The following is a 13,888-nucleotide window of genomic DNA, read 5'->3' on the forward strand; positions in this document are numbered from 1 at the left end:
CGCCGGGCTGGCACGCGCCGCCAGTGCCGCTCGAGCCGCTCGCGGTCGCCTCGGTCGTCACCGGAGCGCTCGCGCTCGGGCCGGTCGCGGGCGTGCTGGCGGTCATCGCGCTGCGTCGGATCCGTGCGCGCGGCACCCGAGGCCGCGGGCTGGCCCGCACCGGGCTCACGCTCGGCGTCGTCGGCACGCTCGTGCTCGTCGGCGTCCTCGTCGGCGCCGCGCTCACGGCCCGCAACGCCCGGCCGCTCCCGCCCGACGTCACGGCGCCCCGCGATGCCCACGCGCGCCAGCTCGTCACGGGCAGCTGCCTCGACCCGCTCCCGACCGGCACGGAGGTCGACGCCGTGCACGTCGTGCCGTGCAGCGACCAGCACGCGGCCCAGGTCGTCACCGTGTACGCGTTCGACGACGCCGCCGTCTGGCCCGGTCAGGCCGCGGCAGATGCCCGGGTCGCGGCGTCGTGCGACCTGACCCCGGCCGAGCGCGAGGCCGGCGTCCGTGCGGTCGCGTGGGCGCCGACCGAGGAGTCATGGCGCCGTGGGGACCGACTCGGCCTTTGCCTGGCCACGACCGACGCCGGCGAGCTCACCGGCTCGTTCCTCGACGGCACGGTCCACCTGCCCTGACGGGTGCTGGGCCGGCGGACGCCGGGCTCAGCCCGCCGACCGGTTCAGCGGATGACGACGGCGTCCAGGGCCGTGTCCGTGGCGTCCCGACCGACGATCAGCGTGAACCGGCCCGGCTCGGCCGTCCAGGCGTGCGCCTCGGAGTCCCAGTGCTGGAACGCGCGCGCCCGCACGAGGACCTCGGCGGTCTTCGTCTGGCCCGGCTCGGCCGTGACGACCGCGGAGCCCGCGAGCCACCGCAGCGGCCGGTCGACCGTCAGCGACTCGCGCGACAGGTACACCTGGACGACCTGACGGCCCGTGCGCTCGCCCGTGTTCGTCACGTCGACGCTCACCCGGACGCTGCCCGACGCGGCGACCGCACCCGAGTGCACGCCGGCGTCCATGACGCGCACGGCGTCGTAGGACCACGTCGTGTACCCGAGCCCGAACCCGAACGGGTAGGCGGGCTCGGTCCCGGCGCGCAGCCACGCGCGGTAGCCGACGTGGATGCCCTCGTCGTACCGCACGAGACCGTCGTGCGGGGTCACGTCGAGGACGGGCACGTCCGCCTCGGTCTTCGGCCACGTCGTCGGCAGGCGCCCGCCCGGCTCGGCAGCTCCGGTGAGGACGTCGGCGAGCGCGTGCCCGTACTCCTGGCCGCCGAACCACGTGAGCAGCACCGCGGCGACGTCGTCGCGCCACGGCATCACGACCGGCGAGCCCGAGTTCACGACGACGACCGTGCGCGGGTTGACCGCGGCCACCGCGGCGACCAGGTCGTCCTGACGGCCGGGCAGGCGCAGGTCGGACCGGTCGAAGCCCTCGGACTCGACCTTCTCGTTCGTGCCGACGACGACGATCGCCACGTCGGCCGTGCGGGCGACCTCGACGGCCTCGGCGATGAGCGCGTCGGTCGACTCGACGACGGGCCGCCAGCCGGCCGTGAAGCCCAGGACCGCAGCCAGCTCGGCGCCGTCGGGCATCGACGGGATCCCGGTGAGGGGGTGGGTCCAGCGCAGCCGGTAGGTGCGGCCGGCCTCGACGTCGACGCGGACGGTCGCGCTCGGCGGGGCCATGAGCGCCGCACCGAGGTCCTCGGGGTCGACCGGGAGCTCCGCCGTGAGCACGACCTCGCCGTCGACCTCGAGCGTGGTGCTGCCGATCACGGCCCAGCCGAGCTCGATCGGGCCCGACTCGGTCGCGGTGTAGTCGGTCAGGAGCTCGAAGGTGTGCGCGGCCGGCGCGTTGCCGAGCCACATGAGGTCGGTCGCGCGGCGGACCTCATCGAGCACGACGCCGCCGTCGGCTGCGAGGAACCGCGTGCGGACACCGGGTGCGCCGGTCTCGGGGTCGCGCACGTCGTCGAGCGCGAACGGCAGGACGCCGTCGTGCACGAGGGCGCCAGTGGCGTAGGTGACGGTCGCGTCGGGGAGCGCGGCGCGCAGGCCGTCGAGGGGCGAGACCGTCGAGACCGGGACGACCGTCGCGGAGCCGCCGCCCTGGGTGCGCGGGCGCAGCGCGCTCTGGCCGAGGACCGCGATCGTCGCCGGCGCCGGGGAGGTCGGGGTGCCGAGCGGCAGCACGCCGTCGTTGCGCACGAGCACGATGCCGCGCGTCTCGGCCTCGCGGGCGAGCGCGATGTCGGCCGGGTCGGTGCCGACGGTCGCCTCGTCGTCCGACGACTCCGCCGCCTGCGCGGCAGCGGCAGCGGGCACGGCAGGGTCGAACCCGTCGAGCGCGCCGAGGCGGGCCGCGAGCACGAGGATCCGGCGCACCTTGTCGTCGACGACGTCGACCGGGATCTCGCCGGCCTCGACCGCCGCGACCAGCGCGTCGCCCCACGGCCCGTCGGGGCCGGGCATGACGACGTCCTGGCCGGCCGCCGCGGACGCGAGCGAGCGCACGGCCGTCCAGTCGGAGATGACGACGCCGTCGAACCCCCACGTGCCCTTGAGCGGCTCGGTGAGCAGCGGGTGCTCGGTCATGGTCGTGCCGCCGACCGCGTTGTAGGCGCTCATGACGCTCCAGGCACCGGCGTCGACCACGGCACGCTCGAACGGCGCGAGGTACAGCTCGTGGAGCGCCTGCTCGGAGACCTCGACCGAGGCCGTGAACCGGTCGGTCTCGAAGTCGTTCGCGACGTAGTGCTTCGGGCACGCCGCGACGCCGTGGTCCTGCAGGCCGCGGACGAACGCCTCGGCGATCTCGGCGGTCAGCAGCGGGTCCTCCGAGTACGCCTCGAAGTGCCGGCCGCCGAGCGGGCTGCGGTGCAGGTTGATGGTCGGGCCGAGCACCACGCCGACACCCTTGCGGTGGGCCTCGTGCGCCGCGGCCACGCCGTAGCGGTAGGCGATCTCGGGGTCCCAGGTGGCCGCGAGCGCGGTCGCGCTCGGCAGGTTGAGCGACGGGTCCCGCTCGTCCCAGACGGCGCCGCGGACCCCCGACGGCCCGTCGGAGACGACGACCGTCCGCAGCCCGACGGCGGGCTCGGCGTGCAGCGACCAGAAGTCGGCGCCAGTCAGCAGGCGGACCTTGTGAGCCAGCGTCAGCCGGGCGACGAGCTCGTCGATCCGGGGGTCCGGGGTGCTGCCAGCCATCATCGACCTCGTCCTGTCGTCACCGTCGTCGTCATCTCGGGGCTTGTGCTTACCAGGTGGTCCGGAGCGAGTCCATTCCAGGACTCCCGGACGAATCGGTCAGACGCCCGCGACGACGAGCTGGGCGAGCGTCTGCCGGAGCACCGCCGCCATGTCGACGCTGTCACGGTCGAACAGCCACTGCACCTGCAGGCCGTCCATCAGCGCGACGAACGCGCGCCCCGCGGCGTCGGGATCGATGCCGGGCCGCAGCAGACCGGCGGCCCGCGCGCCCTCGAACCCGGCTGCGCACCGCGTGACGGAGCGGGTGTACCGCTCCACGAAGAACGCGTGCGCGGGATGGTCTGGGGCCGTCGACTCGGCGGACAGCACGCAGTACAGCTCGACGATCCCTGGCCGCGTCGCGTTGAACTCCACGAGGTCGACCATGTGCCGGAGCAGCTCGAGGCCCTGGAGGTGGTCGAACCCGAACCGTTCGGTGTCGACCTCGTCCCGGTGCTCCAGGACCGCGAGCAGCAGCGCCTGCTTGGCCGGGAAGTGGTGCAGGAGGCCGGGGTGCGAGATGCCGACGCGGGTCGCGATCTCCCGCAGCGACGCCGCCCGGTAACCGACCTCGCCGAACAGGGCGGTCGCCTCGTCGAGGATCAGCTGACGCCGCGCTCGACCGTTGGCGTAGCCGCGGACCACGAGCTCGGTCACGTTCCCTCGACCTCCTCAGGTTCGACCCGGCAGCGATGCGACCGGCAGCGATGCGACCCGGTGGCGACTCCACCCGCCGGCGAGCACGAGGGTAGCGCTCCCACACCCCTCGGCCGGCCGTGTTCTCACCACGATCGGCGGTCGGTTGCGACCCGGTGACCAGGGGCTACTCCCCCGGGAAGATGACCCCGACCTGGCGGCGGACCTCGTCGGCGGTCTCGAGCGTCGCGATCGTCTCGTCGAGCGGCAGCAGCGGCGACTCCGTGAGCCCCTCGGTGACGAACCGGGCGAGGGCGGCGGCCTGGAAGCACAGGCCCGCGTGGCCGAGGATCCGGTTGTCGTCCCACGTCACGCGCTGCTCGCCGGCGACGTAGGTGACGCTGGTGGGCGTGAACGACTTGGGGCCGAGCTCGACCCGGGCCCGCGAGCCGGCGATCGTCCCGGTCTGCGCGGTCTCGGCGAGCATCGTCGTGAACAGCTCGGCGTGGGCGTCGCCCGTGTAGCTGAGCTGGATCGCCGTCTGCGCGTCGACCCCGGTCGCGGCCAGCACGCCGGCCGCCTGGATCGCCGTCGGGCGCTCACCGAGACCCGCGTGACGCGCCACGAACGCCGCGAACGCCAGCGGGTAGATGCCGAGGTCGAGGAGCACGCCCCCGCCCAGCTCGGGGTTGAGCAGGCGGTGGGTCGGCGCGGGCTGCGACCACACGCCGAAGTCCGAGGTGATGCGGTGCACGTCGCCCAGCGCGCCGTCCTCGAGCAGCTGACGGATGACGTCGGTGTGGGGCAGGTACCGCGTCCACATGGCCTCCATCGCGAAGACCCCGGCCGCGCGCGCCGCCGCGACGACCTCGCGCGCCTCGCCCGCGTTGCGGGTGAACGCCTTCTCGACGAGCACGTGCTTGCCGGCCGCGATCGCGAGGAGCGCCTGCTCGCGGTGCTCGCTGTGCGGGTTCGCGACGTAGACGACGTCGATCTCCGGGTCCTCGACGAGCTGGGTGTACGAGTCGTACGAGCGCTCGATGCCGTGCGTCGCGGCGAACGCCGCGGACCGCTCGGCCGACCGGGAGGCGACCGCGACGACGCGCTGGCCGGTGTTCGCGAGCACCGTCGAGGCGAAGGTCCCCGCGATCTTGCCCGGCGCGAGGATGCCCCACCGCAGCACGGGCGCGTCCCGCGGGTCCGGGAAGCGGGGGGTCGGGAGGGCGGTCGGTACGGGTGCTGAGGTCATACCCCAGACGCTACCGGGCGCTCCCGAGGTATGCGGTGAGGCCCTCGACGACGAGCGCGTGGTCGTCCTGCTGGGGCAGCCCCGAGATGCCCACGACCCCCACGAGCTGGCCGTTGACCCGCAGCGGGAAGCACCCGCCGTGCGCCGCGTACTGCTCGGGGTCCAGCTCCGCCCGGGTCTCGAACGTGCCGCCCTCGACGCGGTACCGCGTGCCGACCGCGAACGAGGAGTGCCCGTAGTGGCGGACCACCGCGGCCTTCCGGCTGAGCCACCAGTCGTTGTTCGGCGAGGTGCCCGGCATCGCCTGCTGGAAGACGGTGTGCGGACCCGTGGGCGTGTCGATCTCGACGCGGACGACGACCGGCAGGCCGCCCTGCTCGGCGAGCCCGGCGAGGGTCGCACCGAGGCGTGCCGCGTCGTCGTAGTCGAGGTGCGGCAGGACGAGCCGGTCCTCCTGGTCGAGCAGCTCGGCGAGGAGCGCGGGGTCGGAGAACGGGATGGCGGGAGCGGCGTCGGTCACGCGACCGACGCTACCGGACGTGCCACCACCGCGAGCGTGAGGCTCCCCGAGCCGTCGGCCGCCCGGTCGACCCGGACCGTGTCACCGTCACGGGCCTCTCCGCCGAGCAGCATCCGGGCCAGCCGGTCGCCGATCTCCCGCTGCACGAGCCGGCGCAGCGGCCGGGCACCGTACGCCGGGTCGAAGCCCTCGATCGCGAGCCACTCGCGCGCCGCCGGGGTCACATCGAGCGTGAGCCTGCGGTCCGTCAGGCGGTCGGCCAGGGCCTTGACCTGGATCTCGACGATCCGGCTGAGCTCGTCGAGGGACAGCGGGTCGAAGAGGACGACGTCGTCGAGGCGGTTGAGGAACTCGGGCTTGAACGCGGCGTGGACGGCGGCCATGACGGCCTCGCGCTTGGCGGCGTCGTCGAGCATCGGGTCCACGAGGAACTGCGAGCCGAGGTTCGACGTGAGCACGAGGATCACGTTGCGGAAGTCGACCGTGCGGCCCTGGCCGTCGGTGAGGCGGCCGTCGTCGAGCACCTGCAGCAGGATGTCGAACACCTCGGGGTGCGCCTTCTCGACCTCGTCGAACAGGACGACCGAGTACGGCCGACGCCGCACGGCCTCGGTCAGCTGACCGCCCTCCTCGTACCCCACGTACCCGGGGGGCGCACCGACGAGGCGCGCGACCGAGTGCTTCTCGGAGTACTCGGACATGTCGATCCGGACGATCGCGCGCTCGTCGTCGAACAGGAAGTCCGCGAGCGCCTTCGCGAGCTCGGTCTTGCCGACGCCGGTCGGGCCGAGGAACAGGAACGAGCCCGTCGGCCGGTCGGGGTCGGAGATGCCGGCCCGGGCGCGACGGACCGCGTCGGACACCGACGCGACGGCCGCGCGCTGACCGATGAGCCGCTGGCCGAGCACGTCCTCCATGCGCAGCAGCTTGGCGCTCTCGCCCTCGAGCAGGCGCCCCGCGGGGATGCCGGTCCAGGCGGACACGACCTCGGCGATCTCATCGGGCCCGACCTTCTCGGCGATCATCGGCTCGGGGACCGGGCCGATGGCGTCCTCGACGCCCGCCCGCTGCTCGCGCGCCTCGGCCTCGGCGATCTCGCGCTCGACCGCGGGGATCTCCCCGTAGAGCAGTCGGGAGGCGGTCGCGAGGTCGCCGTCGCGCTGCGCCTTGTCCGACTCGATGCGCAGCTCGTCGAGCTTGGCGCGCAGGTCACCGACGCGGTTGTGGCCCGCACGCTCGTTCTCCCACCGTGCGGTCAGCGAGGCGAGCTCCTCCGAACGGTCCGCGAGGTCCGCGCGCAGCTTCCCGAGCCGTTCCCGGGACGCGTCGTCGTCGGCATTCTCGAGCGCGAGCTCTTCCATCTTCAGGCGGTCGACCGCGCGGCGGAGCTGGTCGATCTCGACCGGCGACGAGTCGAGCTCCATGCGCAGCCGGCTCGCGGCCTCGTCGATGAGGTCGATGGCCTTGTCGGGCAGCTGACGGCCGGAGATGTAGCGGTCCGACAGGCTCGCGGCGGCGACGAGCGCGGCGTCGGAGATCGCGACCTTGTGGTGCGCCTCGTAGCGCTCCTTGAGGCCGCGCAAGATCGCGATGGTGTCCTCGACGCTCGGCTCGCCCACGAAGACCTGCTGGAACCGGCGCTCGAGCGCGGGGTCCTTCTCGATGTGCTGACGGAACTCGTCGAGCGTCGTCGCGCCCACGAGGCGCAGCTCGCCGCGCGCGAGCATCGGCTTGAGCATGTTGCCGGCGTCCATCGAGCCCTCGGCCGCGCCGGCCCCGACGACCGTGTGCAGCTCGTCGATGAACGTGACGATCTCGCCGTCGGACGACTTGATCTCCTCGAGGACGGCCTTGAGCCGCTCCTCGAACTCGCCGCGGTACTTGGCGCCCGCGACCATGGCTGCGAGGTCGAGCGAGACGAGCCGCTTGCCGCGCAGCGACTCGGGCACGTCACCCGCGACGATGCGCTGCGCGAGCCCCTCGACGACGGCGGTCTTGCCGACGCCGGGCTCGCCGATGAGGACGGGGTTGTTCTTGGTGCGCCGCGACAGGACCTGCACGACGCGGCGGATCTCGGCGTCGCGGCCGATGACGGGGTCGAGCTTGCCGTCCCGGGCCGCGGCCGTGAGGTCGACGCCGTACTGCTCGAGAGCCTTGTACGTGCCCTCGGGGTTGGGGCTCGTGACCTTGCCCGACCCGCGCACGGTCGGCAGCACGGCCAGGAGGGCGTCACGGGACGCGCCATGGGTGCGCAGCGCGTCGGCCACGCCCGAGCGGCCCGCGGCGACGCCGAGCAGCAGGTGCTCGGTCGAGACGTAGTCGTCGCCCAGCGCGCGCGCCTCGGAGGACGCGGCCTCGATCGCGGTCGAGGTCGCGCGCGAGGCGGTCGGCTGCGCGACGGCGGACCCGCTCGCTGCGGGCAGCGCCACCAGGGCGGCCCGGACCGCTCGGCCCAGGGCACCCCGGTCGGCGCCGACCGCGTCGAGCAGCCCGTTGGCGACCCCACCCTCCTGCGCGAGCAGCGCGTTCAGCAGGTGCGCGGGCTCGAGCTGGGGGTTGCCCGCGGCGGACGCCTGCTGGATGGCATCACCCAGGGCCTCCTGCGACTTGGTGGTGAGCTTGGCGTCCACTCGTCCTCCGGTCCGGTGATCGATGATCTGGTTCTGTCAGCGCTGGTCCCGCTAGCACGAACCCGACCGAAGTTGAGTGTATTCCGCTCAAGTCTTGCACGTCCTCACTCGAGGACGAACGTGACCTCCAGGACGACCTGGAACGCCGTGATCCGGCCGTCGGTCACCTCCACCTTCTGGTCCTTGACCCACGCGCCCGAGATGTTGCGCAGCGTCGTGGCCGCCTTCTCGATGCCGCCGCGGACCGCGTCCTCGAAGCTCGTCTCCGAACGTGAGCTGATCTGGGTGATGCGTGCCACCGATCCCATGGCGTCCTCCTCGTCGAGTCGTTCCCGGACCTCCCAGCCTCCGCTGCTCCGCCTCGGGCCGCAATCGCTGCGGCTCCCCCCGGCAGGCTGCGCGTGCGACGATCACGTATGGCCGACGACGACGTCACCGCAGCTGTCACCTCACCAGTCTCCGAAGCAGTCCCCGACGTGCTCCGCGACGGGTGGACCGCCCGCACCCTGCCGCTGCGGCCCGACGCGCAGGGAGAACCTGTCGCGACCCTCGTCCACCTCGAACCCACCGGACCGGCGCCGCGGCGCGCCGTCCTGTACGTGCACGGGTTCGTCGACTACTTCTTCCAGGAGCACGTCGGCGACGCCTTCGCCGCACGCGGGTACGACTTCTTCGCGCTCGACCTGCGGGACTACGGGCGCTCGATCCGTCCAGGACGCGAGCCCAACTTCGTGACCGACCTCGCCGCATACCGCGAGGAGATCGACGCCGCCGTCCGGCTGCTGCGGGCCGACCACGACCAGCTCGTGGTCCTCGGGCACTCGATGGGCGGGCTGGTCACGTCGCTGTGGGCCGACGCGCGCCGCGGAGCCGGGGTCGTCGACGCGCTCGTGCTCAACAGCCCGTGGCTGGACCTGCGCGGGTCGTGGGTCGAGCGGGTGCCCGTGACGTGGCTCGTCGACATGCTCGGCCCGCTCGTCCCCCGGCTGAAGGTCGGTGCGCTCGGGCAGCACTACGGCGCCGCGCTGCACTCGGGGACCGGTGGGGAGTGGGACTACGACCTCGCCTGGAAGCCGCTGCTGGGCTTCCCGGTCCGCGCCGGGTGGCTGCGCACGATCCGCCGCGGGCACGCGCGGGTCGCCCGCGGGCTGGCGATCGACTGCCCTGTCCTCGTGCTGTCGTCGGAGGCCTCGGGTCCCGACGACCGGTGGCACGACGAGCTCGTCACGACCGACAGCGTCCTCGACGTCGAGCACATCGCCGCGCGCGCCCCGCTGCTCGGCCCCGACGTGACGTACGTCCAGGTCACCGGCGGAGCGCACGACCTCGCGCTGTCCCCCGCGCCCGCCCGGGACCGCTACCTCGACGAGGTGCTCGGCTGGCTCGAGGCGCGGCTCGGCTGACGTTCGCCAGGCGGGCTACAGCCCGACCACGACCCGCTCGCCGCGCGTCCTGACCAGCTCCGCCGCCGACGCGATGATCTTCGCCGCGAGCTTCGTCGAGACCCCGGGCAGCGCTGCCACGAGGGCTGCGTCCGCCCGGGCCAGCGCGGTGATGTCACCGACCCCCGCGGCGCGCAGCTGGGCGGCCCGCACCTGACCGACGAACGCGATGTCGGTGACCGGGGCGTCGACCGTCATCCGGCTGGCCAGGGCCGGCGCCCCGCGCACCGGGACGGCGAGCACCCGGTCGACAGCGCGGAACTGCGGCAGCGACACGGTCTGCGCCCGGCGCAGCGGGACACCGCCGAGGCGCACGCGCGCGGCGCCGCACGTGGGGCACGGCGTGACGGTGGCCGCCCGACCGGCCGCGGTCACCGCGGTCGTGCCGTGCGTCGCCGGTCCGTGCTGCCCGCACCCCTGGCAGTAGCAGTCGTCGCCGTCCTCGCTCGTCGGGGTCACCGGGCACAGGCCGCCGGGCGGGACCGGGACCGGCGCCGGGACCCCGCGGTCGAACGTCACCGACACGTCCGTCAGGCTCAGGTCTCCGGGCGCCTCGGACGTGAAGTAGAGCCCCACGTCGGTCGGCTCCCCGATCTCCAGGGTCAGCTCCGTGAGGTGCACGACGGCGCCGGGCGGCAGGACGACCCGCAGCTGCGCCTCGACGGCCCCGGCCGGGACCACGCCCGACGCCGCGCGCGCGTCGAGGTCGAGGACGTCGAGCGGGAGCCGCATCGGGTCGCGGACCGACAGCCCGGTCTCGTCCCCGAACGTGAGCTCGACGCCGGCGCCGGGCTCACCGCTCGCGGCGGCCGTCACGACCAGGTCGAACCGGTCCCCCGCGACGACCCCCACGATCTGGCTGACGTCGGAGTCCACGGCTCCGCCGTTCGACAGCGTGACCCCGTCGTCGGCGCGCGCCACGGTCGTCGACGGGGCGGCCGGCTGCCACGTCGAGGTCGCCGCGTCGGCCGAGCCGCTGAGCGTCACGTGGTCGACGACCATCCGGCCCTCCGGCGTGAAGAGCTGCACCTCGGCCTGAGTCGCCCCGGCGGGCGCCACGAGGACGACCTCCTGGCGCGGGACGCGGTCGAGCGAGGTGCGCTTCTCGAGGTCCAGCACCGGGACGGGGACCCGGTCGGTGCGCTCGGTCGAGCACGCGTCGCCGCGCCAGGTCACCTGCGCCCGGGCGCCGTCCACGAATGCCACCCCGTCGAAGCCGAACCGGTACCTCGCGCCGCCCACGACGGGGACGACCTGCGAGATCGACGACCGGGTGGTCGCCGCGACCTGGCCCTGCCGCAGGGTCACGACCTCCTTGCCGGGCGCAGCGTCGTGCAGCCTGACGCTCTGCTTGAGCGTCGAGCTCCCGAGGAGCGCGAGCACCTCGCCCGTCGCCGGCAGGCTGACGGGTCGCACCGAGCCTGCCGTGAGCTCCCACTCGGCCGGCAACGCGTCGCCGAGCGTCAGCAGCTCGACCGAGGGGTCGTCGAAGCGCGCGACCGTCGCATGGGTCCCCGTCGGGCTGACCGCGACGGCGAGCGACCCCTCGCCGAACGGCACCGGGATGTCGGGGTCGGGGAGCATCCGCCGGGCGCTCACGTCCAGGACGGCCACCGTGCCCTCACGCGCGATGACGGCGAGCGCGCCCTGCGGGTCGAGCGCCCAGGCTCGGGCCGGGTCACCGGCGGCGAGCCGGACCTCGGTGAGCGTCGACAGGTCGGTCGCGCGCAGGTAGCGGACGCGGTCCTCGGCGAGCACCAGCACGAGGTCCGCGGAAGGGCATGCGGCGTCGACCGCGTCGGCCACGGCGTCGACCCCGATCCGGTCACCGGCGGCGAGCGCCGCCCGGTCGGCGTAGGTCCAGACCCGTTCCGCCGCCTGCCCGGTCCCGGTCGCGGTCCCCACGACCGCCGGTGTCCCCGTGAGCAGCACGACGCGGCCGTCGTCGCCGCCCGCGAGCGCGAGCGGGAGGCCAGGCACCTCGTCGTGCGGCTGGGTGTCCCAGTCGAGCGGGGATCCCCCCGCAGCCGCGGTCACCGCCTCCCACTCGACGTGGCGCAGGACCGTGGTGGTGCCGGTGGACTCGTCGGACACCCCGCCCGCGAGGTAGACCCCCCGACCGTCCGGCGCAGGCACGATCGCCATGGTCGGCTCGGGCACGGGGACGGACGCACCGGTGGCCCGGCCCGTCGCGACGTCGACGAGCTGCAGCCACGACCCGTCGGCGCTGTCCCCGGCCGCGACCTCCGGCGTCGTCCCCCAGACGAGGGTCGCGACCAGGAGCCTGCGGCCCGTGGGGTCGAGCGCCAGCGCGGTCGGCTCGGACATTCCGGCGGGGGCGGCGATGTCCACGTCGAGGTCGCTCTGGCCCGAGAGCACGTCGAAGACGACGAGCCGGGTGCTGGTCCGACTGTTCCCGCCGTCGGGGCCGACGGTCGTCCGGCTGCCGACCGTGAGCGCGCGGGCGCCGTCCGCCCCGAACACGCACGCGCGGGCGTCGTACCCGTCCGACGGGTCGGGCGTGAGGTCGCGCGACCGCCGGACGGTGGTCCCCACGCGGTACCAGCTCGCGAAGTCGCCGTTGGCCACATGCTCCCCGCCACCGGCTGCCGCCCCGGCACCCGCAGCCGCGAGCGCCGTGTTGACGGCGCCGGCGACCTCGGGGAAGTCGAGGCCGAAGTCGACGGCCCCCGAGGCCGCGAACCTCTGCACCGACACCCCGACCTCGGTGCCGCCTGCGCCGACGCGGAGCTCGAGCGGGAGGTGGAAGCCCGTGGTGGCGTGCCGCAGCCGGAGCGCCGCCGCGAGCCCTGCGCCCGTCGGGGTCGCCGGGGTCGCGGGCGCGGCACCCGACGGCGCCGCACCCGACGACGCCGCGCGCCACGACAGCCCACCGTCGCGCGTCCCCTGCAGGGCAGGCCCCGGACGGTCGCCCGTCTCGCGCGCGGACCCGGCCGCAGCGCTCCACGCCGCCGACCCGGTGCGCGTCTGGACGACGAGCCACACCCGCCGGCCCGCAGCCACCTCGACCTCGCGCGGCAGCGCCACGCTGACCCACGTGGGCGAGCCGGCGTCGTCCCGCGTGATCGTGAGGTCCGCCGGGTGGGGCAGCAGCGACGCGCTCCCGGGCTTGCCGTCCAGGTCGACGACGAGGTCGACCGCGAGCGTCACGGCGGCCGTCACCGCGGTGAGCAGGAGGTCCACGCTCGTGGCGACCACGGTGCCCGCGGGGACGAGCGCCTGCGCGAGCGACTGGCCGGCAGCGACGACGACCAGCTCGGTCGCCGTCGCCGCGGTGAGGGCGCCGTGCACGACGCGGGTCGCGGCGAACGCACCCTGCACGCGTCCGGTCGTCGCACCCTCGACCGCGACCATGCCGGGCGGCACGCTGACCGCCAACATCCCTCCGCCAGCGACGGGCGCACCGCCGAACCGGTAGGCCGCCTGCACGGTCCGCACCCCGTCGGGTGTCGCGGACGCCGCCAGGGTGAGGTCGATCGCGAGGTCCAGGTCGATCCGCGCGATCGAGTCGGAGTGAAGCACGAACGGCACGACCCAGCAGCCGTTCTCGACGTCGAGCTCGGGGAGCATGCCCTGCAGCACGTCCGAGAAGTCGGGCGTCGTCACCGGTTCGACGAGGTCGCCGCGGTGGGTGAAGAACACCGGGCCGCCCTCGACCGCGACGGTGACGCCGCTCGGCGGCGACGAGACCCGCAGGACCGACACGTCGGCACCTGCCTTGGGCATCCGCAGCCCCGTGACGGTGAGCCCCGGGAGGTCTGCCGCGTTCGTCAGGGTCAGGGGCGCACCCCCGCTGAAGCCGCCGAGGGTGTCGACGCCGAGGAACCCCCCGCCGATGTCGACGAGCAGCGGTACGCCGACGAGACCCGACCCGGTCAGCGCGGCGAGCCGGCGCCGGGCATGCAGGTCGATCTCGACCGCCCCCGTCGTCACGACCTTCGTCGCTCCGCGGTCCCCCGCACCCGAGCCCGCCGGGAAGGTCAGTGTCTCCAGGAACCGCCCCGTCGGGTCGGTGCTCACAGGCGTCAGGGTCAGGACGGCACGCGTCACGACCGCGCCGACCGGCAGCCGACGCAGCACGAGCCGCTGGTCGCGCTCGAACGGGAGCCGCCCGCCCGCATGCCTCGCGCGGACCTGCATCGT

The 13,888-nt window shown here is 74.4% G+C and carries 9 protein-coding genes; 2 read left to right on the top strand and 7 right to left on the bottom strand.

All coding sequences use genetic code 11. The features are described from left to right. Positions 1–23 precede the first annotated feature (23 nt). Positions 24–626, top strand: coding sequence for a DUF4190 domain-containing protein (locus DDP54_RS06845; RefSeq protein ID WP_109131114.1), 603 nt, complete (start codon positions 24–26; stop codon positions 624–626). 44 nt (positions 627–670) lie between these two features. On the opposite strand, the gene DDP54_RS06850 is transcribed toward DDP54_RS06845, so the two are convergent. From DDP54_RS06850 to DDP54_RS06875, 6 genes are all read right to left on the bottom strand, one after another. Further along, positions 671–3,205, bottom strand: a complete 2,535-nt coding sequence (locus DDP54_RS06850) for a glycoside hydrolase family 3 C-terminal domain-containing protein (protein ID WP_242448266.1) — start codon at positions 3,203–3,205, stop codon at positions 671–673. Positions 3,206–3,304: 99 nt separating this feature from the next. Beyond that, positions 3,305–3,904 (bottom strand): TetR/AcrR family transcriptional regulator, encoded by a 600-nt coding sequence (locus tag DDP54_RS06855; RefSeq protein WP_109131116.1) that lies wholly within the window; start codon positions 3,902–3,904, stop codon positions 3,305–3,307. A gap of 166 nt (positions 3,905–4,070) precedes the next feature. Next, entirely contained in the window at positions 4,071–5,132 is a 1,062-nt protein-coding gene (locus DDP54_RS06860) for a Gfo/Idh/MocA family oxidoreductase (RefSeq protein WP_109131117.1), read from the bottom strand. A gap of 10 nt (positions 5,133–5,142) precedes the next feature. Beyond that, a complete protein-coding gene (locus tag DDP54_RS06865) occupies positions 5,143–5,652 on the bottom strand; it encodes a heme-degrading domain-containing protein (RefSeq protein ID WP_109131118.1) in 510 nt (169 codons plus the stop codon). Next, positions 5,649–8,282, bottom strand: coding sequence for an ATP-dependent chaperone ClpB (clpB, locus tag DDP54_RS06870; protein WP_109131119.1), 2,634 nt, complete (start codon positions 8,280–8,282; stop codon positions 5,649–5,651). Before clpB ends, DDP54_RS06865 begins: the two co-directional genes overlap by 4 nt. 104 nt (positions 8,283–8,386) lie before the next feature. Further along, positions 8,387–8,590 carry a dodecin family protein gene (locus DDP54_RS06875; RefSeq protein ID WP_109131120.1) on the bottom strand — a complete coding sequence of 68 codons (204 nt, stop codon included), beginning with the start codon at positions 8,588–8,590 and terminating at the stop codon, positions 8,387–8,389. A gap of 108 nt (positions 8,591–8,698) precedes the next feature. On the opposite strand from DDP54_RS06875, the gene DDP54_RS06880 reads away from it, so the two are divergent. Further along, a complete protein-coding gene (locus DDP54_RS06880; RefSeq protein ID WP_109131121.1) occupies positions 8,699–9,685 on the top strand; it encodes an alpha/beta hydrolase in 987 nt (328 codons plus the stop codon). 15 nt (positions 9,686–9,700) lie between these two features. Here the strand turns inward: DDP54_RS06880 and DDP54_RS06885 are convergent, their stop codons facing one another. Then, on the bottom strand, positions 9,701–13,885 hold the full coding sequence (locus tag DDP54_RS06885) for a helix-hairpin-helix domain-containing protein (RefSeq protein ID WP_109131122.1): 4,185 nt from the start codon (positions 13,883–13,885) through the stop codon (positions 9,701–9,703). Between the last annotated feature and the right edge of the window lie 3 nt (positions 13,886–13,888).

The sequence above is a fragment of the Cellulomonas sp. WB94 genome, from assembly GCF_003115775.1.
GTDB lineage: Bacteria > Actinomycetota > Actinomycetes > Actinomycetales > Cellulomonadaceae > Cellulomonas_A.